This is a genomic window from Luteococcus peritonei (genome assembly GCF_039526385.1).
GTDB classification, from domain to species: Bacteria; Actinomycetota; Actinomycetes; order Propionibacteriales; family Propionibacteriaceae; genus Luteococcus; species Luteococcus peritonei.
Map to the genome: position 1 here is coordinate 25,948 of NZ_BAAAIX010000034.1, position 25,760 is coordinate 51,707.

A 25,760-nucleotide genomic window follows, 5' to 3' on the forward strand; every position below is an offset into this window, starting at 1 on the left:
GCCGGCACCGAACCGACGCAGAGCCGTACGACAACGCACGACAGCCGCCCGGGGAGAACCCGGGCGGCTGTCGTGCCGTCAGATGAGGCTCAGGAGTTGCGCAGGCGCGAGCGCGCCTGGCGACGCTTCATGGCGCGACGCTCGTCCTCGCTCAGTCCGCCCCACACACCATGGTCCTGACCTGCTTCGATGGCCCAGGCCAGACACTGCTCGCGCACCTCGCAGCGGCGGCAGACCTTCTTGGCCTCCTCGATCTGGAGGATGGCGGGGCCGGTGTTCCCGATGGGGAAGAACAGCTCCGGGTCCTCGGTCAGGCAGGCAGCCTTGTGGCGCCAATCCATCAGTAGTGCTCCTTAGTCATTGCGTGCGGGGCCGCGTCGTGCGCGGCCTGGATCCGGCAGGAACCGGCGGGCTCGCGAACACACAGCGTAGACCAGTGTGACAACACATTGGGGACCTGCCAAGAGATTCTCATCACACCCATATCCTTGGGGGGTGCCTGAACCTGTCCGCGTGACCTCGTCCCTGCCCGTCCGGCTGGCCAGTGGTGGAACCCTGGCGACCGCCGCATTATTCCTGGTGACGGGGATCGGCTCCGTGGCGGTGCGCAATGGCATCTTCTCGGCCGGCATCGGCGCCATGCTGCTGGTCTACGCGGTGCTGGTGGCGGGCATCGGCTGGGCCTGCCTGCGCCGTCTGCCCCTCGCCGACGGGGCGGTGGTGGCCGCCGCCCTGCTGCACCTGCTGGTGGGTGTCTCGACGGCGCGGGGGAGCGGGCAGGGCTGGCTGTGGCTCTTCGTGCTGCTGGCCGGCGCCACCCTGGCGGCGGGCGTCAAGGCCCACGTCGACGACCTGCGCCACCCCGGCGTCTGAGGCGCCGGGGTGGCGGTTCAGCTGATCCGACGGGCGCCCTGCTCGGGCACCACGGTGAACCAGGTGGGCACGTTGAAGCCCGCCTGGGCGAAGGCCTGGGCCACCTGCTCGCCGACCCCCTCGCCGGTGCCCTGCTCGCACAGGGCGATGATGCAGCCGCCGAAGCCGCCACCGGTCATCCGGGCGCCCAGTGCACCGTTGGCGCGGGCGGTCTCGACCGCCAGGTCGACGGTGGGGACGGTGATCTCGAAGTCGTCGCGCATCGAGGCGTGCGAGGCGTCGAGCAGCGGGCCGAGATCGCGCAGACGGCCGGAGCGTCCCAGCTCGACGGCCTGCAGCACCCGCTCGTCCTCGGTCACCACGTGCCGGGTGCGCTTGCGCTGCAGCTCGTCGTCCAGCCGGCCCAGTGCCTCGTCCAGGTTGGTCACGTCGCGCAGCGCCGGGACGCCCAGCGTGCGGGCCGCCGCCTCGCAGGTGGCGCGTCGTTCGGCGTACTCGCCGTCGACGTGGCTGTGCGGGGTGTGGGTGTCCAGCACCAGGATCTCCAGGCCCTGGTCGGCCAGCGGCAGCGGCACCGACTCGGTCTCCAGGCTGCGGCAGTCCAGGAAGAGGGCGCTGTCGGCCTGGCACAGGGTGGAGGCGGCCTGGTCCAGCAGGCCGGTGGGCGCCCCGACGAACTGGTTCTCGGCGACGCGGGCCAGCTTGGCTCGCTCCACCGGGGAGATCTCCAGACCGAACAGGTCGCAGCAGGCGGCCACGACGGCGCACTCGATGGCCGCCGAGCTGGACAACCCGGCCCCGATCGGCACGTCGGAGGCCAGCACCAGGTCGATGCCACCCACCGGGTGACCGGCCTGGCGCAGGGCCCAGATGACGCCGGCCAGGTAGGCGCCCCAGCCGGTGGTGGCCGAGGGCTGGTCGTAGGGGCGCAGCACCTCCAGCTCCACCGTCTCGCCCATGTCCACCGAGCGCAGCCGCACCATCTGGTCGGTGCGTGCGGAGGCGGCCACCGTGGCGCCCACCGCCAAGGCGAAGGGCATCACGAAGCCGTCGTTGTAGTCGGTGTGCTCACCGATCAGGTTCACCCGGCCGGGGGCGAACCAGACGCCCTGGGGCGCCTGGCCCGTCCACTCGGTGAACTCGGCCACCACGGCCTGGTCCTGGACCGTCATCACTCGTCCTCGTCGTCATCCAGTCGGGCCAGCCAGGTGGCCAGCCGTTCCACGGGCACCTCGAACTCCGGGTTCAGGTCCACGAAGGTGCGCATCTGCTCGCTCAGCCAGGAGAAGCTGACCTCCTCGTCGCCACGACGAGAGGCCAGCTCCTCCAGGCCACGATCGGTGAAGTACATCGATCAGTCCTGCAGCGCGGAGGTGGTGAGCTGCTCTTCCTGCTGCTCGTGCACGCTGTGCGAGCCCACCGACGGCGCGGAGGCCGCCGGGCGGCTGAACAGCTTCCACCCCGACAGGTCGATCGACGGGTCGTGCTCGGCCACGGCCTTGGGCAGGTTGAGCGCCATGTAGGGCCACGGACCCTGGTTCTCGGGCTCGTCCTGCACGAAGCGGATGTCGGTCACGTGCGCGTACTGCTTCAGCTCGGCGGCCAGCTCCTCAGCCGGCAGCGGGTAGAGCCGCTCCAGCGCGATGATCGCCACCTGGCCCTCCAGGCCCAGCTTCGCGCGCTTGTTGACCAGCTCCCAGCGCACCTTGCCCGAGCAGAGCAGCACGCGCTTGACCTGCGAGGGATCGGTGATGGTCGGGTCGCCCAGCACGTGGTGCCAGCGGCCGGAGGTGAAGTCCTCCGGCTGGCTGGTGGCCAGCTTGTTGCGCAGCATGGACTTCGGGGTCATGATCACCACCGGGCGGTGCCAGTTCACGTAGGCGTGCTGGCGCAGCAGGTGGAAGTGGTTGGCCGGGGTCGAGGGCTGGCAGACCGCCAGGTTGTTCTCGCTGCACAGTTGCAGCCAGCGCTCGATGCGCGCCGAGCTGTGGTCCGGTCCCTGGCCCTCGTAGCCGTGGGGGAGCAGCAGCACGACGCCCGACTTCTGGCCCCACTTGGCGAAGCCGGAGCTGATGAACTCGTCGGCGATGGTCTGGGCGCCGTTCGCGAAGTCACCGAACTGCCCCTCCCACAGCACCAGGGCGTCGGGGGCGGCCACCGAGTAGCCGTACTCGAAGCCCATCACCGCGTACTCGCTGAGCAGCGAGTCGTAGACCTCGAAGGTGGCCTGGTCCTCGCTGACGTGCTTCAGCGGCACGTAGGCCTCGTTGTTGACGCGGTCCACGATGGCGGCGAAGCGCTGGCTGAAGGTGCCACGACGCGAGTCCTGGCCGGTCAGGCGCACCGGGCGGCCCTCCATCAGCAGGGAGCCGAAGGCCAGCAGCTCGGCGGTGGCCCAGTCGATCGGCCCCTGCAGGATCTGCTGCGCGCGGCGGTCGAGCTGCGGCTTGACCTTCTTGTGCACCTGGAAGTCCTCGGGCAGCTCGCTGTAGGCCTTGGCCACGGCCTCCAGCACGCCCTTGCTCACCTCGGTGCCGGCCGCATTGCTGGGCTTGCTCGGGTAGTAGGGGACGCGGGTGTACTGGTCGTCGTCGCCGGTCTCCTCGCGCACCTCCTTGAAGACGCCCTCCAGGCGGTCTCGGAAGCGGTTCATGACCTGCTCGGCGTCCTCGGTGGAGATGTCGCCGCGCCCGATCAGGCTCTCGGTGTAGAGCTTGCGGGGGGAGCGCTTCTGCTCGATCAGGTCGTACATGTTGGGCTGGGTGAAGCTCGGGTCGTCGCCCTCGTTGTGGCCGCGTCGGCGGTAGCAGACCAGGTCGATCACGACGTCCTTGTGGAAACGCTCGCGGTATTCGTAGGCCAGCCGGCCGGCCAGCACCACCGAGTCCGGGTCGTCGCCGTTCACGTGGATCACGGGGGCCTGGATGGTCTTGGCCACGTCGGTGCAGTAGACGCTGGTGCGCGACTCCACCGGCGAGGTGGTGAAGCCCACCTGGTTGTTGACCACGACGTGCACGGTGCCGCCGACGCGGTAGCCGCGCAGCTGGCTCATCTGCAGCACCTCGTAGACCACGCCCTGGCCGGCGAAGGAGGCGTCGCCGTGCATCAGGATGGGCAGCACGGGGTAGCCCTCCTTGCCCAGCTTGTCCTGCTTGGCGCGGGTGATGCCCTCGAGCACCGGGTCCACGGTCTCCAGATGGCTGGGGTTGGCGGCCACCGAGGTGTTGATGGTGGCACCGCTGGCGGCGCTGAAACGACCCTCGGCACCCAGGTGGTACTTCACGTCGCCGGAGCCCTGGGCGCCACCGACGCCGATGTTGCCCTCGAACTCACGGAAGATCTGGCCGTAGGACTTGCCGACGATGTTGGCCAGCACGTTGAGCCGGCCGCGGTGCGGCATGCCGATGCAGACCTCGTCGAGGCCGTTGTCGGCGGCCTGCTCGCAGATCTCGTCCAGCAGCACGATCGCCGACTCGCCGCCCTCGAGGCTGAAGCGCTTCTGGCCGACGAACTTGGTCTGCAGGAAGGTCTCGAAGATCTCCGCCTCGTTCAGCTTGTCCAGGATGCGCAGGTGCTCCTCGCGCGGCAGCGTGGTGTGCTGGCGCTCGAACTTGTCCTGGAACCAGGTGCGCTGCTCGGTGTCGGTGATGTGCATGTACTCAATGCCGATGGTGTGGCAGTAGGAGTCACGCAGCACGTCGAGGATCTCGCGCAGCGTCATGTAGGCGCGCTTCTGGCCGGCGAAGGTGCCGATCGCGAACTCGCGGTCCAGGTCCCACAGGGTCAGGCCGTGGGTCTCCAGCTCGAGGTCGGGGTGGCTGCGCTGCACGTACTCCAGCGGGTCGATGTCGGCGGCGAGGTGGCCCAGGCTGCGGTAGGCCTGGATCAGCTCGACGACGCGGGCCTCCTTGGGCACCTGGCTGTAGCGGTGGGCGCTGACGTCGGTGTCCCACTTCAGCGGCGGGTAGGGGATGCGCAGGCTCTCGAAGATGTGGTCGTAGAAGCCGTTGGCACCCAGCAGCAGCTGGTGGATGGTGCGCAGGAACTCACCCGACTGGGCACCCTGGATGACGCGGTGGTCGTAGGTGGAGGTCAGCGTGGTGATCTTGCTGACGCCCAGCTCGTTGATCCGGCTCTCGCTGGTGCCCTGGAATTCCGGCGGGTAGTCGATCGAGCCGACGCCCAGGATGACGCCCTGGCCGTTCATCAGGCGGGGGACCGAGTGGTTGGTGCCCAGGCCGCCGGGATTGGTCAGCGAGGCGGTGACGCCGGCGAAGTCCTCGGTGGTGAGCTTGCCCTCGCGGCCCTTCTTGACGACCTCCTCGTAGGCGGCCCACCACTGGGCGAAGTCCAGCTGCTCGCAGCCCTTGATGGCGGGCACCACCAGGTTGCGGCTGCCGTCCGGCTTGACCAGGTCGATGGCCAGGCCCAGGTTGATCGACGGGTTCTCCACCAGGGTGGGCTTGCCGTCGGTCTCGGCATAGGCATTGTTCATGCCGGGGGTGGCCTTGAGGGCCTGGATCATGGCGTAGCCGATGATGTGGGTGAAGGAGATCTTGCCGCCCTTGGTGCGCTTGAGGAACTTGTTGATCGCGGTGCGCTGCTCGATCACCAGCTTCATCGGCACGGAACGGACGGTGGTGGCCGTCGGCATGGTCAGCGAGGAGTCCATGGCCTTGGCGGTGGCGCGGGCGACGCCCTTCATCACCGTCTTCGTCGGCTCCTTGGACTCCACCTTGGGCCGCTTGGCGGGGTTCGGGGCGTTGGCGCTCAGCCGCGAGGCGGTGCCGGGGGTGGCCGGGGTCTCGGCACCCTTCTCCAGCTTCTCGGTCTTCGAACCGGCCGGCTTGGTCTCGGCAGCCTTGGGGGCAAACGCCTCGGCAGGACGAGGGGCGGCGGCCTGGGGCTCGGCCGGCTTCGCGGCCGGGGCGGGCTGGGCGGCGGGGGTGGGCTGCGGGCTGGCGGCCGGGGCGGCAGCGGTGGGTTGCGGGGCCGGCGCGGGCGTGGTCTGGGCGGGCGCTCCGCCGGGGGCGTTCTTCGAGAAGTAGTCGGCCCAAGCGGCGTCCACGCTGCTCGGATCCTTCTGGTACTGCTCGTACATCTCCTCGATGAGCCAGTCGTTGGCGCCGAAGTCACTGGAGGGATCGTTGTGGGACATGTGTGGTCGGTGGCCTGCGCCACCCATCGCCTTCTTCCGGTGTGTGTTGGCCTGCAGCAGGCCCCTGTGCCTACCACGACCGATGTTATCGGCTGTCACGGGGGCCGGGGCAAACTGACATACCGCCATCTGGCAACGGTCGTCAGCGACGTCGCAGCTGCATGATCGTCCATGTGCAGGCCAGCACCGTGAGGGCCGCCAGCAGCAGGTTGCGCCCCACCAGGACGGTGGTCACCAGTGGGTCCGCGCCCGACAGGCTGATCAGCCCGCCGTAGTTGTTCGGGTAGATGAACTGGGTGGCCGCGGCCAGGGCCAGGCAGAGCCCGGCGAACAGGGCGGCCGGCAGCCGCTGGGGGCCGCGCGGGACCAGTCCGATCCAGGCCGCCACCACCGCACCCAGCCAGCTCAGGTACTGCGGGCTCAGCGTCTTGTTGCAGGTGAGCATCACCAGCACGATGGCCACGCAGGCCAGCGCCCGGCTGTGCGCCGGCAGATCACGGCGCAGGGCGCACAGCAGGCCAACGGCGACGGCGAAGAGCACGCCCACCAGCATCGAGATGTCGCTGGCCCGCTGCCACAGTCCCGCGGAGGGGCCGTAGACCTCGAATGCGTTGTAGCGGCTCATCTGCACCAGGTAGCCGGAGTCGGGCGAGAAGCCCCGCAGCCACATCGGGACGCTGGCCCAGACGCTCTCGATCTGCAGGCCGCGCCCGGACTGCCAGGTCAGCGGGGAGACCAAGCGCGCCAGGCCGCCCGAGAGCAGGGCTGCCGTGGCCAGGGCCAGCCCGGTCGCCACGAAGTGGTTGAGCCGGCGACGGGCAGCCGCCGAGCGGCCCACGCAGGCCGCGATCAGCAGTGCCGGCCACAGCTTGATGGCGGCCCCCAGAGCCACCAGCGCCCCCGACAGGCCGGGGCGTCGCGCCACCTGGAAGACCGCCACGCCCACCACGACGGCGGCCAGCAGGTCGTAGCGGAACCAGACCAGCGGGCCCATGCAGAAGGTGAAGGCCATCCAGTACAGCGCCGCCACCTTGGAGCGCCCCTGCCACAACCAGACCGCGAAGGCGGCGTCCAGCGTGGCCATGGCGATCGCGAAGACCACCACGTAGAGTCCGGCGCGGCCGTCCACCGGCAGGCGCAGCAGGTCGAGCAGCCAGACCACCGGCAGCGGGTACTCGCGCAGCGTCACCGGGTAGCCGTCGGCCTGGCCGAGCTGGCCCAGGTAGTACTTCACGTCGTTCTGGATGAAGTCGTAGTGGGCGGCCCACTGGTGCAGCATCCAGCCGCGGCTCACCAGCCAGACCAGGACCCACGGCCAGGCCTGGCCGAGCAGCAGCCGGGGGAGCGAGTTCGCCGGCCCGCGCCCGTCCTGCCGGCTGGCCCCGTCCTGCCGGCTGGCCCCGTCGTGGTGCTCACGCAGGGCGACCCGCCCCGGCGCGCTCACGCGGCACCCACGGCATCGGTCGTCGCGTCGGGCTCGGTGGCCCGGATGGGACGAGGGGACAGGAAGCCCCAGATCCAGCGCACCACCACCACCAGCAGCCAGACCAGCACCGCATTGCGGGCGGCCAGCACCAGCGTCGCACCGTGCATGCCGGGACGGTGGCCCACCAGGGAGGCGTAGCCGATCGGGTAGACCAGCTGGGTGAGCAGCGTCACCAGCAGCGTCCATTCGCTCACCTCGGCCAGTCGGTGCTCGTCCTCACCGGCCTGCCAGGAACCCTTGGGGTTCTCGCTGGCCATCGCCCAGCCGGCCGCCAGCGGGCCGCCGAGCCAGATGATGTACTGCGGGCTGAAGGTCTTGTTGGTCACGATCATCACGACGATCACCAGCAGCATCAGCGCGGCGCCCTCCAGCAGTCGCTGGTGGCCGCGTCGCAGCCAGAGCACGTAGGCGAGAACGGCGCCGAGCACCCCCAGCGCGAAGGACAGGCTGGCCGCCTTCAGCAGCAGCGGCGCGCCCGGTCCGGAGATCTCCCAGGCGTTGAACTCGCTCACGCCGATCCAGTAGGCGTACTTGTCCACCATCCGGCCCAGCATGGCGGGGGTGGCCCAGACGCTCTCGATCTGCAGACCGCGGGCGCCCTGCCAGGTGAGCGGGGAGAAGAGCCGGTCCCAGCCCGCCCAGAGCAGGCTGACCAGGGCCAGCAGCGGGCCGCAGCCCCAGAAGCCGAGAGTTGCGCCGGTGCGGTTGGTTCGCCGCTGCCCACGCTCCTCGCCGCCCAGCAGGGCGGGCCAGAGCAGGGCGGGCCACAGCTTCACGGCGGCACCCATGCCCACCAGGGCACCGGCGACGCCGGGGCGACGCTTGCGCAGCTCCAGCAGCGCCAGGCCGGCCAGCACGGCGGTGATGATGTCGAAGCGCAGGTAGGCGGTGATGCCCACCAGCGGCACGAAGGCCGACCAGAAAGCCACCGCCTTGCCGCGCAGCCGGCCACCGTCGTGCCACAGCTTCCAGGTGAACAGCGCGTCGAGCAGGAACATCGACACGAAGAAGGCCAGCACATAGGCCCAGCGGTGGCCGAAGCTGAACAGGTCGGGGAACTTCAGGATCCACAGCACCGGGGTGGGGTACTCGGTCATGGTGAGCCCGGGGCCCACCGTCGACATCTTCGTGATCTTCTCGAAGTAGTAGCGGGTGTCGCCCAGGCTGAACATCATCAGCGCCCACTCGGCGAAGAGCAGCACCCGGCTGGCGGCCCAGACCTTCTTCATCAGGCGGGCGTCGTTGAGCCGTTCGGAGTCCCACCATGCGCGCCACGGGCCCGTGGGGGTGAAGTACCTGGTCTCGCTGAACGGTTCTGCCTGGCTCACGGGGCCCCCTGGGGCGCCCGCGGCGACCCGATCGGTGTCGGTGCTGATGGTTGGTGGCGCCCCCGGCAGGATTCGAACCTGCGCTCCCGCCTCCGGAGGGCGGTGCTCTATCCCCTGAGCTACGGGGGCCAGCCCCCATCAGGGGCAGGGACCACCCTAGCAGGCCTCGGGCATGGGTCGGGTACCGGCGGCCGGCGGGCGTGCCAACCCATGGTCCGTGTCGGGTCTGGGCGGCAAGATCTGGAAGGATCACGACCATGACGCACACCCATGTCGCCGGCTCGATCCATGCCGACGCCACCGCCGCCGGACCGCAGTGGCTTGCCTTCCCCACCGACGTCAACACCTTGGACCCCGCCCTGTGGAGCAGCGGTGTGAAGCGCTCCGAGGCGGGTGAGCTGGAGGTGGCCGGGCTGGGCGTCGCGGAGATCGCGGAGCAGGCCGGTACCCCTGCCTATGTCGTCGACGAGCAGGACTTCCGCCAGCGCGCCCGGGCCTTCCGTGAGGCCTTCGCCGGCTGGCAGGTCTACTACGCCGGCAAGAGCTTCCTGACCCGCAGCGTGGCCCGCTGGATCCACGAGGAGGGCCTCTACCTGGACGTCTGCAGCGGGGGAGAGCTGGCCGTGGCACTGGCCGGCGGTATGGAACCCGCCCGGATCGGCCTGCACGGCAACAACAAGTCGATGGCGGAGCTGGAGCTCGCGCTGTCCCAGGGCGTGGGACGCATCATCGTCGACTCGCTGGACGAGATCGGCCGCATCGAACAGCTCTGCGAGGCCAACGGCTGGACCGCCCGGGTGATGGTGCGCGTCACCACCGGCGTCGAGGCCCACACCCACGAGTACATCGCCACGGCCCACGAGGACCAGAAGTTCGGCTTCTCGATCACCAACGGCCAGGCCATGGTGGCGATGGTGCGCTGCCACTACAGCCCGCACATGGAGCTGCTCGGCATCCACTCCCACATCGGCTCGCAGATCTTCGACACCAACGGCTTCGAGGTGGCCGCCCGGCGCACCATCAAGCTGCTGGCCCAGTTCACCGCCGCCTCCGGCGCCCAGCTGCCCGAGCTCGACCTGGGTGGCGGCTTTGGCATCGCCTACACCTCGGCCGACACCCCGGCCACCCCGGACGCGCTGGCGACGAACCTGCGCGAGATCGTGGAGCACGAGGCGCGCGGCTACAACATCGACGTGCCGGTGATGTCGATCGAGCCGGGCCGCGCCATCTCCGGGCCCACCACCATGACCCTGTACACCGTCGGCACCGTGAAGGTGGTCGACGTCGACGGCGGCCAGCAGCGCGTCTACGTGAGCGTCGACGGCGGCATGAGCGACAACATCCGCCCGGCCCTGTACGCGGCCGAGTACTCCGCGGCGCTGGCCTCGCGCACCTCGCAAGCCGAGCCGGTGCTCTGCCGCGTGGTGGGCAAGCACTGCGAGGGCGGCGACATCCTGGTGCGCGACGTCTTCCTGCCCGGCGACATCCGTCCCGGGGACCTGCTGGCGGTGCCCGCCAACGGCGCCTACGCCCGATCGATGGCCAGCAACTACAACATGTTGACCAAGCCGCCCGTCGTCGCCGTGCGCGACGGCGAGCTGCGCACCCTGCTGCGTCGCGAGAGCCTCGAGGACCTGATGCGCCTCGACGTCGGCGAATGAGACCTGGACCCCACCCGAGAACGAGGATGATGATGAACCGTCTGGAGCCCACGGACCCCGCGGCGCTGCCCCCGATCAAGGTGGCCCTGCTGGGCTGCGGCGTGGTTGGCAGCCAGGTGGCCCGCCTGATCACCCAGCAGTCCGAGGACCTCACCAACCGGGTGGGTCAGCGCATCGAGCTGGTCGGCATCGCCGTGCGCAGCCTGGAGCGCGACTTCGGTGGCCTCGACCCCGAGCTGTTCACCACCGACGCGGACGCCCTGGTCTCGCGCGGAGACCTGGACGTCGTGGTGGAGGTGGTGGGCGGCATCGAGCCGGTCCGCAGCCTGGTGCTGAAGGCCATCGAGCACGGCGCCAGCGTGGTCACGGCCAACAAGGCGCTGCTGGCCCAGGACGGCGAGACCCTGTTCAGCGCTGCCGAGCGCGCCGGCGTCGACCTCTACTACGAGGCGGCCGTGGCTGGTGCCATCCCGATCGTGCGACCGCTGCGCGAGTCCCTGGTGGGCGACGAGATCACCACCGTGATGGGCATCGTCAACGGGACCACCAACTACATCCTCGACCAGATGACCACCACCGGCGCGGACTTCGCCGACGCCCTGGCCCAGGCCCAGGAGCTGGGCTACGCCGAGGCCGATCCCACCGCCGACATCGAGGGTTTCGACGCCGCCGCCAAGGCCGCCATCATGGCCACCCTGGCCTTCCACACCCGGGTGCGTGGGGCCGATGTCTACCGGGAGGGCATCACCCAGGTGAGCGCCGCCGACATCGCCGCCGCCCGCAAGGCCGGCTGCGTGGTCAAGCTGCTGGCCGTGCTCAGGCTCGACGACGCAGGCCGGGTCAGCGTGCGCGTGCACCCCGCGCTGGTGCCCGACAGCCATCCGCTGGCCGGGATCCACGGCGCCTACAACGCCATCTTCGTGGAGTCCCGCGAGGCCGGCCGGCTGATGTTCATGGGACCGGGCGCCGGTGGTTCGCCCACCGCCTCGGCCGTGATGGGTGACCTGGTCACCGTCGCCCGCAACCGGGTGCGCGGTGTCGCCGGCCCCGGCGAGTCGGTCTACGCGGAGCGCGAGATCATGCCGATGGGCGAGGTGGAGACCCGCTACCTGGTGCGCGTGGAGGTCACCGACGAGCCCGGCGTGCTGGCCGCCTGCGCCACGGTCTTCAGCAACCACAACGTCTCGGTGCAGACCGTCGACCAGACCACCGCCGAGAACACCGACGAGCAGGTGGCGGTACTGGCGCTGATGACCCACCTGGCCCGCGAGTCCGACCTGCAGGCCGTCGTGGCCGAGCTGGGCACCCGTCCCTTCACCCGCGGCCCGGTCGCGGTGATCCGCGTCGAGGGCAAGTGATGCTGCCGGCCGGCCGACGGGCACGGGTGCGGGTGCCCGCCACCAGCGCCAACCTCGGGCCCGGCTTCGACTGCATGGGCCTGGCGGTGGACTGGTACGACGAGCTCTCCGCCGAGGTGCTGGAACACGGGCTCGAGGTGGAGGTCACCGGCGAGGGCGCCGACCAGGTGCCGCGCGACGAGCGCCACCTGGTGGTGCGGATGCTGCGCCAGGGCCTCGACGAGCTGGGGGAGCAGGCGCCCGGGCTGCGGCTGCAGGCCCACAACACCATCCCGCACAGCCGGGGGCTGGGCTCCTCGGCCGCCGCGATCGTCGCCGGTCTGGCACTGGCCTGGGCGCTGGCGCGTCCCGGCGAACCGCTGGACCTGGACTGGCTGGACCAGCTCTCCTCCGAGGCCGAGGGCCATCCCGACAATGCCTGCGCCGCGGTGCACGGCGGCGTCGTGCTCGCCTGGCAGGAGCAGGACTGGGAGGTGGTGGAGCTGGATCCTGTCCGGGGCCTGGCCACCTGCGCCTGGGTGCCCTCCTTCGAGGTGCCCACCGCCGGGGCCCGGGGGGTGCTGCCCGACGAGGTGCGGCGGCTGGACGCGGTGGCCCAGGCCACCTGTGCCGCCGCCCTGGTGCACGCCATCACCACCGATCCTGACCGGCTGCTCTTCGCCACGCGCGACCGGCTGCACCAGGACCACCGCGCCGCGCTGATGCAGCCCTCCGCGGACCTGGTGGCCAGACTGCGCCAGGCCGGGATCGCCGCGGTGGTCTCAGGGGCCGGACCCACCGTCCTGGCGCTGGGCACGTCGGAGCAGCTCGAGGGGGCTCGAACCGTTGCCTGCGAGGGATTCCGGCGTCACGACCTGGCGCTGGGCGGGGGCGTCCACCTGCTGCAGGTTGACTGAACCACGCGCCGCCACATGGGGCGCTGGCACCCCGGGTGCTAGGCTTCCGGGAGAACAGGTGCCCAGTGGGCCCCGTTCGCACCTCACAGGTCAGGTGCCTCTGGCTCGGGGAAAGAGTCGGGGATCGAGGCAGCGATCGCGCCGCCCAGGATCATCCACACCGCAGTCCTCCCCATCGCGGTACCACCGCGCCAGCGTGACGTCCGGCTGCCTCCGCGGCAGCCGTGCGCTCCCGACCTGACACCGAATACGGGCGATGCCCGGCACGCACAGTGCTGCCACTCCATCCCACGCCCGGTTCGCCGAAAGGAAACCCGTGACTGACAACACCACCGAGCCCGCCGGCAAGGGCCTGGCGGCCCTCAAGCTGCCCGAGCTCAAGGCCATGGCGGCCTCCCGTGGCATCCGGACCACCGGCCTGAAGAAGGCCGACCTGGTCTCCGCGCTCTCCGGCGGCGGCCAGGCCCCCGCGGCCCGCTCCGAGCGCGCCCCGCGCGCGGCTGCCACCTCCGAGCAGGCGCCCTCCGAGCGCGCCGCCGACCAGGGCCAAGGCCAGCAGGGCTCCGGCGAGCAGGGCGAGCAGCGCCCCCGCCGCGAGCGTCGTCGCAGCGACGACGGCCAGCAGGACAACGACAACCAGGCCCGCTCCGAGCAGCCGCAGCGCACCGAGCAGGCCCAGCGCGAGCAGGGCGGCCAGCGCGAGCAGGGCAGCCAGCGCGAGCAGCAGGCCGGTGGCGATGACGTGGGCGCCGAGGTCGGCGCCCGTCTGGCCGAGCTGTCCAGCGGCCGACGCCGCCGTCGCGGTGGCAACGGTGGCGAGGACCAGGACCAGCAGGCCGAGGGCGGCACCCGCGAGGACGCCCCGCGCGAGAACCGTTCCGAGTCCGGCAACGGCGGCAGCAACCGCCAGCAGCAGGAGTCGAAGAAGGACCGCAACAACGACCGCGGCAACAACAACGGCGGCGGCAACCAGAACAACCAGAGCAACAATCGCGACTACGACGACGAGCCCGGTGGACGCCGTGGCCGGCGTCGGCGCCAGCGCGACCGCAGCAACCGCCGCAACAACCGGGGCGGCAACAGCCAGGCCATCGACCGCTACGAGGCCGAGCCCGTGATCAGCGAGGACGACGTCCTGCTGAACATCGGCGGCATCCTCGACGTGCTGGACAACTACGCCTTCGTGCGCACCTCGGGCTACCTGCCCGGCAACAACGACGCCTATGTCTCGCTCTCGATGGTGCGCAAGTACGGCCTGCGTCGCGGCGACGTGGTCACCGGTGCCCTGCGCCAGCCCAAGGAGGGCGAGCGCAAGGAGAAGTTCAACCCGCTGGTCCGCCTCGACACCATCAACGGTGCCGACCCGGAGCAGGCCAAGAACCGCCCCGACTTCAACAAGCTGACCCCGCTCTACCCGCAGGAGCGGCTGCGGCTCGAGACGGGCGCCAGCAACATGACCGGCCGCATCATCGACCTGGTCAGCCCGATCGGCAAGGGCCAGCGTGGCCTGATCGTCTCCCCGCCCAAGGCCGGCAAGACGATGATCATGCAGAACATCGCCAATGCGATCACCGCCAACAACCCCGAGGTGCACCTCATGGTGGTGCTGGTGGACGAGCGCCCCGAGGAGGTCACCGACTTCCAGCGGACCGTCTCCGGTGAGGTCATCGCCTCCACCTTCGACCGCCCCGCCGACGACCACACCACGATCAGCGAGCTGGCCATCGAGCGCGCCAAGCGCCTGGTGGAGCTGGGTCACGACGTGGTCGTGCTGCTCGACGGCATCACCCGCCTGGGTCGCGCCTACAACCTGGCCGCCCCGGCCTCGGGCCGCATCCTGTCGGGCGGTGTGGACTCCGCAGCGCTGTACCCGCCGAAGAAGTTCTTCGGCGCCGCCCGCAACATCGAGAACGGCGGCTCGCTGACCATCCTGGCCACCGCGCTGATCGAGACCGGCTCCAAGATGGACGAGGTCATCTTCGAGGAGTTCAAGGGCACCGGCAACATGGAGCTGCGCCTCAAGCGCAACCTCGCCGACAAGCGCATCTTCCCCGCCATCGACGTGGATGCCTCCGGCACCCGTCGCGAGGAGCTGCTGCTGGGCCGCGAGGAGCTGGCCATCATCTGGAAGCTGCGTCGCGTGCTCTCCGGCATGGACGACCAGCAGGCCCTGGAGATGCTGCTCAAGCAGATGCGCAAGACCCAGTCCAACAACGACTTCCTGGTGCAGATCAGCAAGACCACGCCGTCTGAATAGCAAGGGGCTTCCAGCCCCTTGGACCCTGGTGGACCCGCGCGCACCGCTTCTCGCAGGCTCGAAGCTGCGCGGGTCCAGCGGAGGGACGACCCCCTCGAACCCCCGGGCTTCGAGCGACCTTGGAGCGAGCTGTTGGGGGCGTGCGTTCACCGCTCGCTCCTGCGTCGCTCACGGGCACGCGGAGTTCGAAGGGCCTCCAGCCCCTTGGACCCTGGTGGACCCGCGCGCACCGCTTCTCGCAGGCTTGAAGCTGCGCGGGTCCAGCGGAGGGGCGACCCGGCAGAGCCGTCCAGCCTCGGGGAGTCGGTGGCGGAACATTTCCACCCGGTTTGGTGCTGAGGCACCTGCACGGCATAATTGTGCGTCGGTGCCGGTTCACGTCCGCAGTCCATGTCAGGGCGACCCGGTACATCCAAGAACTAGGAGAATGACATGAAGCAGGGAATCCACCCGGATTACGTGGAGACCACGGTGACGTGCACCTGTGGCAACACGTTCACCACCAAGAGCACCAACAAGTCCGGCACCATGAGCGCCGACGTGTGCGCGGCCTGCCACCCGTTCTACACGGGCAAGCAGAAGATCCTCGACACCGGTGGCCGCGTGGCCCGCTTCGAGCGTCGTTACGCCAAGAAGAGCTAGCTTGCGCGACGGGCGTCGGGAGACAGGTGAGAACCTGTCCCCGGCGCCCGTTCGTCGTACCCGGGCGCCTCGCGCCCATCCCACCACCAGCTGAGGAAGCATGTTCGAGAACGCCGAGGGGCTGCGCGACGAGTTCGCCCAGCTGGAGCAGCAGATGTCCGATCCCGCGATCCTGGGCGACATGCAGCGCTCCCGCAAGGTGGGGCGCCGCTACTCCGAGTTGATGCCCATCGTGAAGGCGCTGGCCGACTTCGAGCAGACCGACGCCGACCTGGCCGCCGCCCGCGAGCTGGCGGAGGTGGACGAGGGTTTCGCCGCCGAGGCGGAACAGCTGCAGGCCCGACGTGAGCAGTTCACCGAACGGCTCACCGCCCTGCTGGCCCCGCGTGACCCGCACGACAGCCTGGACGCCATCCTCGAGATCAAGTCCGGCGAGGGCGGCGAGGAGTCGGCCCTGTTCGCCGGCGACCTGCTGCGGATGTACTCGCGCTATGCCGAGAAGATGGGCTGGAAGACCGAGCTGCTCGACGAGCAGACCACCGACCTGGGCGGGTACAAGAGCGTCACCGTGGCCGTGAAGGCCCCCGGCAGCGCCGAGCAGACCCCCTATGGCGCGCTCAAGTTCGAGGGCGGCGTCCACCGGGTGCAGCGGGTGCCTGTCACCGAGAGCCAGGGCCGGGTGCACACCTCCGCGGCCGGCGTGCTGGTGATGCCCGACGTCGAGGACGACGACGAGGTGGAGATCAACGACGACGACCTGCGCATCGACGTCTACCGTTCCTCCGGCAAGGGCGGCCAGGGGGTCAACACCACCGACTCGGCGGTGCGGATCACCCACCTGCCCAGTGGCCTGGTGGTGACCTGCCAGAACGAGCGCTCGCAGCTGCAGAACAAGGAGCAGGCGATGCGCATCCTGCGCTCGCGTCTGGTGGCGCTGGCCGAGGAGCAGGCCGCCAACGACGCCTCCGCCGCCCGCCACTCCCAGGTGCGCACCGTGGACCGCTCGGAGCGGATCCGTACCTACAACTACCCCGAGAACCGGATCGCGGACCACCGCATCGGCTTCAAGGCGCACAACCTGGACCAGGTGCTCGACGGCGAGCTGGTGCCGCTGGTGGAGGCGCTGCAGGCCGCCGACCTGGCCGAACGCCTGGAGCAGGTGGGGGAGTGAGCACCGCCTCGCAGGCCCTGGCCGCGGCCACCCGCACGCTGGCCGCCGCCGGCACCGCCTCGCCGGCCGCGGAGGCCCGCACCCTGCTGGCCCACGTCGCCGGCATCGAGCCCAACCAGCTCTTCCGGCTCTCCGCCCTCGACGAGGAGCAGGCCGCCCGGCTCGACGAGCTGGTGGCCCGACGGGCCGAGGGGATCCCGGTGCAGCACCTCACCGGGGAGGCCTTCTTCCGCACCGTCCGCCTCGAGGTGGGGCCCGGCGTCTTCGTGCCCCGGCCCGAGACCGAGGTGATGACCGGCTGGGCGCTCGAGCACCTGGCAGGGCAGCAGGCCCCGGTCGTGGTCGAGTTGTGCGCCGGCTCCGGCGCCATCAGCAAGGCCATCGCGGCAGAGCATCCCGGCGCCGTGCAGTACGCGGTGGAGCTGGACGAGACCGCCTTCGACTGGGCCCGGCGCAACCTGGCCGGCACCGGGGTCGACCTGCGCCAGGGCGACATGGCCGAGGCCTTCGCCGAACTGGACGGCCGCGTCGACCTGGTGATCGCCAACCCGCCCTACATCCCGCTGGAGGCCTGGGAGTCGGTGGCCACCGACGTCCGCGACCATGATCCTGCCCTCGCCCTGTGGTCCGGCGACGACGGCCTGGACGCCACCCGCGTCGTGGCCCGGGTGGCGGCGCGCCTGCTGCGCCCCGGCGGCCTGGTGTGCAGCGAGCATGCCGAGGTGCAGGAGCAGTCCGCCGTCGAGGTCTTCGTCGAGCAGGGTGGCTTCGAGCAAGTGCAGGACCACACCGACCTGGCCGGCCGGCCCCGCTTCGTGTCGGCGCGGCGCTGGGAGGCCGGCGTGGCAGGATGGGGCGCGTGAGCCACACCCCCCAGACCACCCCCGAGGACCCCCAGGAGACCGGCGTCGAGCCGGTGGGCGAGCAGGTCGACGCGGCAGCCGCCCCGAGCGAGCCGGAGACCGCCTCCGAGAGCCCGAAGCCCGAGCCGGAGGACTCCGTTCCCGCCCGCGCACCGCACCAGCGCTTCGATGCCCTGACGCAGACCTCGGAGGCGCTGGCCGCCGCCCAGGCCGCCGTCGCAGCGGGGGAGTGCATCGTGCTGCCCACCGACACCGTCTACGGGATCGGCGCCAATGCCTTCTCGGCCGAGGCCGTGCAGGGCCTGCTGGAGGCCAAGCACCGCGGCCGGGACATGCCGCCGCCGGTGCTGATCGCCGAGACCGGGATGCTCGAGGCCCTGGCCGACGACCTGCCCGCTTCGGCCCTGCGGCTGGCCGAGGCCTTCTGGCCCGGTGCCCTCACCCTGATCGTGCCCGCCCAGAAACACCTGCGGATGGACCTGGGCGAGACCAATGGCACCATCGCGGTGCGCGTGCCCGACCACGACTTCACCCGTGACCTGCTGCGCCGCACCGGACCGCTGGCGGTGAGCTCCGCCAATGTCTCGGGCGAGCCCTCGTCCACCAGCATCGAGGATGCGGTCCAGCAGCTCGGCGACAGCGTCGCGGTCTACCTCGACGCCGGCGCGACGCCCGGCGCCACTCCCTCCACCATCGTCGACTTCGTCAGCGAGACCATGGGCCGCATCGTGCGCCATGGCGTGCTCACCACCGAGCAGCTGCGCGAGGTGGACCCCTTCGTGATCGACCCCGACGAGCACGCCGACCTCGAGGCCGACCTCGACTGCGGTCACGACCACGACTCCGAGGAGCCGCTGGATGCCGCGGCAGAGGCCGAGCAGCAGGCGGCGGCTGAGCCGCCGGACGCCGCGGGGGAGACCGCTGGCAGCATCGAGGTCGAGGACCCCCGAGTCACCGGCGCCTGATGCGCGAGTACGCCCTGGTCCTGCTGACCGCCTTCGCCACCACCTACCTGCTGGCCGGGCTGTGCCGACGCCTGGCGCTGCGCACCGGTGCGGTGGCCAAGGTGCGTGACCGCGACGTGCACGCCGTGCCGATTCCCTACTTCGGCGGGCTGGCGATGCTCGGCGGGGTGGGGGCCGCCTTCCTGCTGGCGGCACAGCTTCCCTTCCTGGGGCGCCATGCCGTGGTCACCCACGACTCGGCGGCCATCTTCGTGGCGGGGGCGGTGATCTGCGCGGTGGGGGTGCTGGACGACATGCTCGACCTGCCGGCCCTGGCCAAGGCGGCCGGGCAGGTGCTGGCCGCCGGCATCGTCGTGCTCAACGGCGTGCGGATGTTCTGGATCGCGCTGCCGAACCGGATCATCGTGCTCGACACCGCCACGTCGATCCTGGTCACGGTGATCTTCATCTTCCTGTGCGTCAATGCCATCAACTTCGTCGACGGGCTCGACGGCCTGGCCTCCGGGGTGGTGGCGATCGGCTCGCTGGCCTTCTTCTCCTACACCTACCTGCTGGCCCATGAGCGCGACCTGGTGCTCGCCACCACCGCCAGCCTGGTCACCGTCGCGGTGGCCGGCCTGTGCCTGGGCTTCCTGCCGCACAACTTCTTCCCGGCGCGGATGTTCATGGGTGACTCCGGCGCCATGCTGCTGGGCCTGCTGATGGCCGCCTCGACGATCTCGCTGACCGGCCAGGTGGACTCGGCCGCCCTCAGCGGTGATGCCGGGGGACTGCTGCCCAGCTACCTGCCGATCATCCTGCCGCTGGCGATCATGGCGCTGCCCTTCCTGGACCTGGTGCTGGCCTATGCCCGACGCACCATGGCCGGCACCTGGTGGTTCGTGGCCGACAAGAAGCACCTGCACCACCGGCTGCTGCAGCGCGGCCACTCCCAGGTGCGCGCCTGTCTGCTGATGTACCTGTGGACCGCGCTGATCAGCTTCGGCGCCATCGGGGTGGGGCTGAGCCAGCGCTGGTGGGTGGTGGCCGCCGTCGTGCTGGTCGCCGTCGTGGCCGGTCTGCTCACCTGGTTGCCGGGCCGGCGCACCGCCACTTAGTTCGACATCAAGAGAATGCTTGTGCTAGGTTTCACAAGCACACCGCATCCCGCTGCGACGGCCGTCCCCACGGCCAGGAACGAGATCACGATGACCGCGATGGCACTGCTCCCCGGGCGGGGGCATGGTGCGCGCGGCACGGGCTCGCAGCAGGCCAGCCAGGGCGTCGAGCTCTGCCTCGGGATGCTGCGCACGGCCGTGGTCGGCGCCCACCTGGGACTGTTGCTGGCCGTCGGGGGAGCCTTCCTGCTCACCGGCCCCACCGCCGCTGCCAATGCCGCCCTCGCCGCCGCCCTGGTGATCGTCTTCTTCGCCTCCGGTCAAGGGGTCCAGATGGTCGCCGGGGAGATGGCCGACGGGCTCGCGATGGGCCTGGTGATGGTCTCCTTCCTGGCGCGCGTGGCCATCCTGGGACTGCTGCTGGCCCTGGCCATGCGGCACCAGGACAGCCTCGAGGCGGTCTTCCACCGCGGCGCCTTCATGGCCGGTGCCGTGCTGGCCCTGGTGGGCTGGCTGGCTGGCATCCTGGTGGCGAATGCGCGCCAGCGGGTCTACGTCTACGACGCCGACTGGGCCGCCTCGCGTCGCACCGGAGGTGCGAAGTGACTGCCGCAGGCCAGACTGCTAATCTCACTTCCGGCATGGAAGAGCAGCGTCGCACCCCCTCCGACGACGGTGGCCCCACTGAGTTGTCTGGCCCCCGCGGAGAGGACGGCATGGTCGTCCTCAGCTACACGCTCTCCGGTATCTTGCTCTACGGCGGCCTCGGCTGGCTCGGGGCGAAGTACCTCCACCAGACCTGGATGCTCCCCGTCGGCCTGATCCTCGGCCTCGGCTTCAGCATCTACCTCATCGTCAAGCGCTTCGGGAGCCTTTCGTGACCAACCTCTGCCAGGGAGATGACCTGTGATGCTGAACCTCATGAACCTTCTCCCGCTCAACCTGATGCCCCTGGAGGGCGGCGAGGGCCACGGCGGTGGCTACACGCCGCCGAGCGTCGAGGACTTCTGGTTCGACGGCAACTACGGCATCGGCTGGCTGACCAAGCCCGCCATGCAGGCCATCATCGCGGCCGTCCTGGTGCTCGGCTTCTGGCTGTGGGCCTCCCGCGGCCTGAAGGTCCGCCCCACCAAGCGCCAGTTCTTCTTCGAGTACGTCTACGACTTCATCCGCAACGGCGTCGCCCGCGACACCCTGGGCCGTGACTACCGCAAGTTCCTGCCCTACCTGCTGGCGCTGTTCAGCTTCATCCTGGTGAACAACTGGATGGGCGAGTTCTTCTTGACGATGCTGCCAACCTTCTCCAACATCGGCTACGCCTACGCACTGGCGCTGGTCTCCTGGATCGTCTACATGGGCGCGGGCTTCGCCAAGCACGGCGTGGGCGGCTACCTGAAGCACTCCCTGATGCCCCCGGGTGCCCCGTGGTACCTGATGCCGCTGCTGATCCCGCTGGAATTCCTGTCCAACTTCATCGTGCGGCCCGTCACGCTGGCCCTGCGTCTTTTCGCCAACATGTTCGCCGGACACCTGGTGGTGCTGGTCTTCGTGGTGGGCGGCGCCTACCTGCTGACCAATGGCCCGGTCTTCAACCGCGTGGCCGGCGGCGTCTCGCTGCTGTTCAGCTTCGCCATCCTCTTCCTGGAGCTCTTCGTCGGAGCGCTGCAGGCCTACATCTTCACCGTCCTCACGGCCCAGTACGTGAGCTCGTCCATCGCGGACGAGCACTGACCAACCCCTAGCTTTCTTCAAGACCGAAGAAAACATCCGAAAGGAATCGCAATGACCCCCATGGAAATCGGTGGCTCGATCAACATGATCGGCTACGCCCTGGCTACCCTCGGTCCGGCCCTCGGCGTCGCCTGGATCTTCGCCTCCGTGATCAACGGCACCGCTCGTCAGCCCGAGGCCCGTGGCGCCATGATGGGCACCGCCTTCATCGGCATGGCCGTCGTTGAGGCCCTGGCCATCATCGGCATCGCCCTGGCGTTCGTCCTCAACTGATGCTTTCCGCCATGGTGCCCACCACTGTTTGGGCGCCTCTCGAGCTCGACCTCGGACCGCTGGCACCCCACCACATGTCCGAGATCGTGATCGGTCTCGTCCTGATCCTGCTGATCTGGGCAGTCCTCGCGAAGTGGGTCGTCCCCGCCTTCGAGAAGATGTATGCCGAGCGCAGCGAGGCCATCCAGGGTGGCATGGAGCGCGCCGAGCGTGCCCAGGCCGAAGCCCAGGCCGCCAAGGACCAGTACACCGCCCAGCTCGCAGAGGCCCGTGACGAGGCCGCTCGCATCCGCGAGGAGGCCAAGAACCAGGGCGCGCAGATCCTTGCCGAGATGCGCGACCAGGCCACCAAGGAGTCCAAGCGCATCGTCGAGTCCGCCCAGGCGCAGATCGCGGCGGAGCGGCAGCAGGCCGTCACCCAGCTCAAGGGTGAGGTCGGTGGCCTGGCCACCACGCTGGCCGGTCGGATCGTGGGGGAGTCGCTCGACGACGACCACCGCGCCCGTGCGACGGTTGACCGCTTCCTCGCCGAGCTGGAGAACCAGCCCGTGCGCGCCGGGGGGCAGCAGGCATGACCCTGACTGCAACCGAAGAGGCCCGGCGCAGCGCCCTGGACGACGCTCTGGCTGACCAGTCCTTCGAGGGATCCACGCCGGACGAGCTGTTCGCCGTCGTGGACGCCTTCGACGGCCAGTCCGCTCTCCGGCGAGCCCTGACCGACCCGGCCACCCCGGCCGAGGCCCGGCAGCAGATGGCTGATCGGTTGCTGCAGGGCAAGGTCGGCGGCCAGACCCTCTGGATCGTCGGTCAGGCCGTGAAGCAGCGCTGGAAGTCCGGGCGCGGCCTCGCCGACGCCCTGGAGCGACAGGCGGTGCGTGGCCAGCTCAAGCAGGCGCTGGACTCGGGCCACCTGGACGAGGTCACCGAGCAGCTGTTCGGCTTCCTGTCCACGGTCGAGTCCGACGCCGGCCTGCGCCAGGCGCTGGCCGACAGCAGCCGTCCGCTGGCGGCCCGCCAGCAGCTGGTGCGCCAGCTGCTCGGGGGCAAGGTGCACGGCTGGGTGGTTCGCCTGGCCGAGCGCGCTGCCGCCGGGCGGGAGCGCAACTTCGAGCTGACCATGGAGCACTACCTCCAGCTGGCCGCCGAGCTGCGCGAGCGCAATGTGGCTCGCGTGACGGTGGCCCGTCCCATGGACGCCGACCAGGTCGAGCGGCTGCGCGGTGCGCTGAGCCGCATCAACGGTCGCCCGGTCGACGTCCAGATCACCATCGACCCGACCGTGATCGGCGGGGTCCGCGTGGAGCTCGGCAACGAGGTCATCGAGGGCACCGTCGCAGACCGGCTGGAGCAGGTGCACCGACAGCTGTCCTGACAGCTGGCCAGCCACACACATTCCAGCGCTCCCTCGCGGGTGCGCACATCGAAAGAGTAGGGACGCAATGGCGGAACTGACGATTCGTCCGGACGAGATCCGCGACGCACTGGACACCTTCGTCCAGAACTACAACCCCGCGGCGGCCGAGCGCGAAGAGGTCGGCACCGTGGTCACCTCCGGCGACGGCATCGCCCGCGTCGAGGGCCTCCCCTCGGTCATGGCCAACGAGCTGCTGCAGTTCGAGAACGGCACCATGGGTATCGCCCTGAACCTCGACACCCGCGAGATCGGCGTCGTCGTGCTGGGCAACTCCGAGGGCATCGAGGAGGGCTCCAAGGTGCGCGGCACCGGCGAGGTCCTCTCCATCCCCGTGGGCGAGGGCTACCTCGGCCGCACCGTGGACGCGATGGGCAATCCGATCGACGGCCTGGGCGAGATCGCCAACATCGAGGGTCGTCGCGCCCTCGAGCTGCAGGCCGCCGGCGTGATGGACCGCCAAGAGGTCCGCGAGCCGCTGCAGACCGGTCTGAAGGCCATCGACGCGATGATCCCGATCGGCCGCGGCCAGCGCCAGCTGATCATCGGCGACCGCAAGACCGGCAAGACCGCCATCGCGATCGACACGATCATCAACCAGCGCCAGAACTGGGAGTCGGGAGACCCGACCAAGCAGGTGCGCTGCATCTACGTCGCCATCGGCCAGAAGGGCTCCACCATCGCCGAGGTGCGTGGCGCCCTGGAGCGGGCGGGCGCGCTGGAGTACACCACCATCGTGCACGCCCCGGCCTCCGACGCCGCCGGCTTCAAGTACATCGCCCCTTACGCCGGTTCGGCCATCGGCCAGCACTGGATGTACCAGGGAAAGCACGTCCTGATCGTCTTCGACGACCTGACCAAGCAGGCCGAGGCCTACCGCGCCATGTCGCTGCTGCTGCGTCGTCCTCCGGGCCGCGAGGCCTACCCCGGCGACGTCTTCTACCTCCACAGCCGTCTGCTGGAGCGTTGCGCCAAGCTCTCCAAGGAGCTGGGCGGTGGCTCGATGACCGGCCTGCCGATCATCGAGACCAAGGCCAATGACGTCTCGGCCTACATCCCGACCAACGTGATCTCCATCACCGACGGCCAGATCTTCCTGCAGTCGGACCTGTTCAATGCCAACCAGCGTCCCGCCGTGGACGTCGGCATCTCGGTCTCCCGAGTCGGTGGCGCAGCCCAGATCAAGGCCATGAAGTCGGTGGCCGGCACCCTGAAGCTGACCCTGGCCCAGTACCGCGACATGCAGGCCTTCGCCATGTTCGCCTCGGACCTGGACGCCACCTCGCGTCGCCAGCTGGACCGTGGCGCCCGCCTCACCGAGCTGCTCCGCCAGGGCCAGTACGCGCCCTACCCGGTGGAGGAGCAGGTCGTCAGCGTCTGGGCCGGCAACAAGGGCCTGATGGACGACGTCGCCGTCGAGGACGTGCTGCGCTTCGAGCAGGAGCTCCTGGAGCACCTGCGCAGCAGCACTCCCATCCTGCAGACCATCGCCGAGACCAAGGTCTTCGACGACGACACCCAGGCGGCTGCCGAGGCCGAGATCACGAAGTTCAAGCAGGGCTTCCGCACCGGTGAGGGCAAGCTGCTCGCCGGCCAGGAGGACCACGCGCCCGTCGAGGCACAGGACGTCTCGAACGAGCAGATCGTCGTGAAGCGGAGCTGAGCGCATGCCGGCAAGCCTGAGGGAGTTGCGACAGCGCAAGAGCTCTGTCACCGCAACCCAGAAGATCACCAAGGCCATGGAGCTCATCTCGGCCTCTCGCATCGTGAAGGCGGACCGCGCTGCCCGCGCGGCCCTGCCCTTCACGAGCGTGCTGAACCGAGCCGTGGCCGCCGTGGCCAACCACACCGACATCGAGCACCCGCTGACCCAGGAGCCGAAGCAGCGTCGACGCGCGGCCGTGGTGATGTTCACCTCCGACCGCGGGCTTGCCGGCGGCTACTCCACCAATGCCATCAAGATGGCGCTGCGGCTGCGCAGCAAGCTGGAGTCCGAGGGTCTGGAGGTGGACATCTACGTCTCCGGTCGCAAGGGCCAGGACTTCCTGGGCTTCCGCGAGATCCCGGTGTCCGACGGCTGGCAGGGCTACTCCGAGAGCCCGACCTATGACGATGCACAGGTCATCAGCGAGGCCCTCATGGAGAGCTTCCTGAAGCCCTTCGAGGAAGGTGGCGTGGACGAGATCTACGCCGTCTACACCCGCATGGTCTCCATGCTCGTGCAGGAGCCCCGCGTGCGTCGCATGCTCCCGATCGAGGTCGTGGAGGAGGGTGCCGACACCGAGAAGGCCGTCGAGGGCGACCAGCCCCTGCAGTACGCCTTCGAGCCCGACGCGGAGACGGTGCTGGACAGCCTGCTGGACCTCTACGTGCGCAACCGGGTCTGGTTCTACCTGCTGGAGTCGGCGGCCTCCGAGCTCGCCAGCCGCCAGAAGGCCATGAAGTCGGCCACCGACAACGCGCAGCAACTGATCAACAGCCTCACGACCGAGATCAACCAGGCACGTCAGGCCCAGATCACCCAGGAAATCACCGAAATCGTGGGCGGCGCCTCGGCGCTGACCGAGGCCGATTCGGCCGAGTGAACAAG

The 25,760-nt window shown here is 69.9% G+C and carries 24 protein-coding genes and 1 tRNA gene; 18 read left to right on the plus strand and 7 right to left on the minus strand.

Annotated features, from left to right (window positions below):
* Positions 1-89: 89 nt before the first annotated feature.
* Entirely contained in the window at positions 90-341 is a 252-nt protein-coding gene (locus tag ABD073_RS14225; protein WP_094764718.1) for a WhiB family transcriptional regulator, read from the minus strand.
* Positions 342-495: 154 nt separating this feature from the next.
* Here ABD073_RS14225 and ABD073_RS14230 point away from each other — a divergent pair, with 154 nt between their 5' ends.
* The gene (locus ABD073_RS14230) at positions 496-873 is read left to right on the plus strand and encodes a hypothetical protein (protein WP_343875685.1); all 378 of its coding nucleotides are present in this window, start codon (positions 496-498) and stop codon (positions 871-873) included.
* Positions 874-890: 17 nt separating this feature from the next.
* Here the strand turns inward: ABD073_RS14230 and galK are convergent, their stop codons facing one another.
* From galK to ABD073_RS14260, 6 genes are all read right to left on the minus strand, one after another.
* Positions 891-2,045 carry a galactokinase gene (gene galK, locus ABD073_RS14235; RefSeq protein WP_343875687.1) on the minus strand — a complete coding sequence of 385 codons (1,155 nt, stop codon included), beginning with the start codon at positions 2,043-2,045 and terminating at the stop codon, positions 891-893.
* Positions 2,045-2,224, minus strand: coding sequence for a DUF6104 family protein (locus ABD073_RS14240; RefSeq protein WP_343875688.1), 180 nt, complete (start codon positions 2,222-2,224; stop codon positions 2,045-2,047). Before ABD073_RS14240 ends, galK begins: the two co-directional genes overlap by 1 nt.
* Before the next feature lie 3 nt (positions 2,225-2,227).
* Positions 2,228-6,031 (minus strand): multifunctional oxoglutarate decarboxylase/oxoglutarate dehydrogenase thiamine pyrophosphate-binding subunit/dihydrolipoyllysine-residue succinyltransferase subunit, encoded by a 3,804-nt coding sequence (locus ABD073_RS14245; protein ID WP_343875689.1) that lies wholly within the window; start codon positions 6,029-6,031, stop codon positions 2,228-2,230.
* 142 nt (positions 6,032-6,173) lie between these two features.
* Positions 6,174-7,475: a glycosyltransferase 87 family protein gene (locus ABD073_RS14250; RefSeq protein WP_343875691.1), complete on the minus strand. Its 1,302-nt coding sequence runs from the start codon at positions 7,473-7,475 to the stop codon at positions 6,174-6,176.
* On the minus strand, positions 7,472-8,845 hold the full coding sequence (locus ABD073_RS14255; RefSeq protein WP_343875692.1) for a glycosyltransferase 87 family protein: 1,374 nt from the start codon (positions 8,843-8,845) through the stop codon (positions 7,472-7,474). Before ABD073_RS14255 ends, ABD073_RS14250 begins: the two co-directional genes overlap by 4 nt.
* A gap of 54 nt (positions 8,846-8,899) precedes the next feature.
* Positions 8,900-8,974 (minus strand) — tRNA-Arg (locus ABD073_RS14260).
* Positions 8,975-9,102: 128 nt separating this feature from the next.
* On the opposite strand from ABD073_RS14260, the gene lysA reads away from it, so the two are divergent.
* The 17 genes from lysA to ABD073_RS14345 all read left to right on the plus strand — a co-directional run bounded on the left by lysA (position 9,103) and on the right by ABD073_RS14345 (position 25,755).
* The gene (gene lysA, locus ABD073_RS14265; protein ID WP_343875693.1) at positions 9,103-10,506 is read left to right on the plus strand and encodes a diaminopimelate decarboxylase; all 1,404 of its coding nucleotides are present in this window, start codon (positions 9,103-9,105) and stop codon (positions 10,504-10,506) included.
* Between the two features lie 32 nt (positions 10,507-10,538).
* Positions 10,539-11,864 (plus strand): homoserine dehydrogenase, encoded by a 1,326-nt coding sequence (locus ABD073_RS14270; protein ID WP_343875695.1) that lies wholly within the window; start codon positions 10,539-10,541, stop codon positions 11,862-11,864.
* On the plus strand, positions 11,864-12,760 hold the full coding sequence (thrB, locus tag ABD073_RS14275; RefSeq protein ID WP_343875697.1) for a homoserine kinase: 897 nt from the start codon (positions 11,864-11,866) through the stop codon (positions 12,758-12,760). The genes ABD073_RS14270 and thrB overlap by 1 nt, the downstream gene beginning before the upstream one ends.
* A gap of 385 nt (positions 12,761-13,145) precedes the next feature.
* Positions 13,146-15,017, plus strand: coding sequence for a transcription termination factor Rho (gene rho, locus ABD073_RS14280; RefSeq protein ID WP_386778195.1), 1,872 nt, complete (start codon positions 13,146-13,148; stop codon positions 15,015-15,017).
* Between the two features lie 432 nt (positions 15,018-15,449).
* Positions 15,450-15,659, plus strand: coding sequence for a 50S ribosomal protein L31 (gene rpmE, locus ABD073_RS14285; RefSeq protein WP_343875699.1), 210 nt, complete (start codon positions 15,450-15,452; stop codon positions 15,657-15,659).
* A gap of 100 nt (positions 15,660-15,759) precedes the next feature.
* The gene (gene prfA / locus ABD073_RS14290; RefSeq protein ID WP_343875701.1) at positions 15,760-16,830 is read left to right on the plus strand and encodes a peptide chain release factor 1; all 1,071 of its coding nucleotides are present in this window, start codon (positions 15,760-15,762) and stop codon (positions 16,828-16,830) included.
* Positions 16,827-17,693, plus strand: a complete 867-nt coding sequence (gene prmC, locus ABD073_RS14295; protein WP_343875702.1) for a peptide chain release factor N(5)-glutamine methyltransferase — start codon at positions 16,827-16,829, stop codon at positions 17,691-17,693. The genes prfA and prmC overlap by 4 nt, the downstream gene beginning before the upstream one ends.
* Positions 17,690-18,658, plus strand: a complete 969-nt coding sequence (locus ABD073_RS14300; RefSeq protein ID WP_343875704.1) for an L-threonylcarbamoyladenylate synthase — start codon at positions 17,690-17,692, stop codon at positions 18,656-18,658. Before prmC ends, ABD073_RS14300 begins: the two co-directional genes overlap by 4 nt.
* On the plus strand, positions 18,658-19,755 hold the full coding sequence (locus ABD073_RS14305; RefSeq protein WP_343875705.1) for an MraY family glycosyltransferase: 1,098 nt from the start codon (positions 18,658-18,660) through the stop codon (positions 19,753-19,755). The genes ABD073_RS14300 and ABD073_RS14305 overlap by 1 nt, the downstream gene beginning before the upstream one ends.
* A gap of 99 nt (positions 19,756-19,854) precedes the next feature.
* Entirely contained in the window at positions 19,855-20,361 is a 507-nt protein-coding gene (locus tag ABD073_RS14310; RefSeq protein WP_343875706.1) for a hypothetical protein, read from the plus strand.
* A gap of 35 nt (positions 20,362-20,396) precedes the next feature.
* The gene (locus ABD073_RS14315; protein WP_343875708.1) at positions 20,397-20,636 is read left to right on the plus strand and encodes a hypothetical protein; all 240 of its coding nucleotides are present in this window, start codon (positions 20,397-20,399) and stop codon (positions 20,634-20,636) included.
* 64 nt (positions 20,637-20,700) lie between these two features.
* Positions 20,701-21,486, plus strand: a complete 786-nt coding sequence (gene atpB / locus ABD073_RS14320; RefSeq protein WP_343875923.1) for a F0F1 ATP synthase subunit A — start codon at positions 20,701-20,703, stop codon at positions 21,484-21,486.
* Between the two features lie 51 nt (positions 21,487-21,537).
* Positions 21,538-21,759: an ATP synthase F0 subunit C gene (gene atpE / locus ABD073_RS14325; RefSeq protein ID WP_343875709.1), complete on the plus strand. Its 222-nt coding sequence runs from the start codon at positions 21,538-21,540 to the stop codon at positions 21,757-21,759.
* A gap of 11 nt (positions 21,760-21,770) precedes the next feature.
* Entirely contained in the window at positions 21,771-22,334 is a 564-nt protein-coding gene (locus ABD073_RS14330) for a F0F1 ATP synthase subunit B (RefSeq protein ID WP_343875925.1), read from the plus strand.
* Positions 22,331-23,131 carry a F0F1 ATP synthase subunit delta gene (locus ABD073_RS14335; protein ID WP_343875711.1) on the plus strand — a complete coding sequence of 267 codons (801 nt, stop codon included), beginning with the start codon at positions 22,331-22,333 and terminating at the stop codon, positions 23,129-23,131. Before ABD073_RS14330 ends, ABD073_RS14335 begins: the two co-directional genes overlap by 4 nt.
* A gap of 67 nt (positions 23,132-23,198) precedes the next feature.
* Entirely contained in the window at positions 23,199-24,833 is a 1,635-nt protein-coding gene (atpA, locus tag ABD073_RS14340; RefSeq protein WP_343875712.1) for a F0F1 ATP synthase subunit alpha, read from the plus strand.
* 4 nt (positions 24,834-24,837) lie between these two features.
* Positions 24,838-25,755: a F0F1 ATP synthase subunit gamma gene (locus tag ABD073_RS14345; protein WP_343875713.1), complete on the plus strand. Its 918-nt coding sequence runs from the start codon at positions 24,838-24,840 to the stop codon at positions 25,753-25,755.
* Positions 25,756-25,760 lie beyond the last annotated feature (5 nt).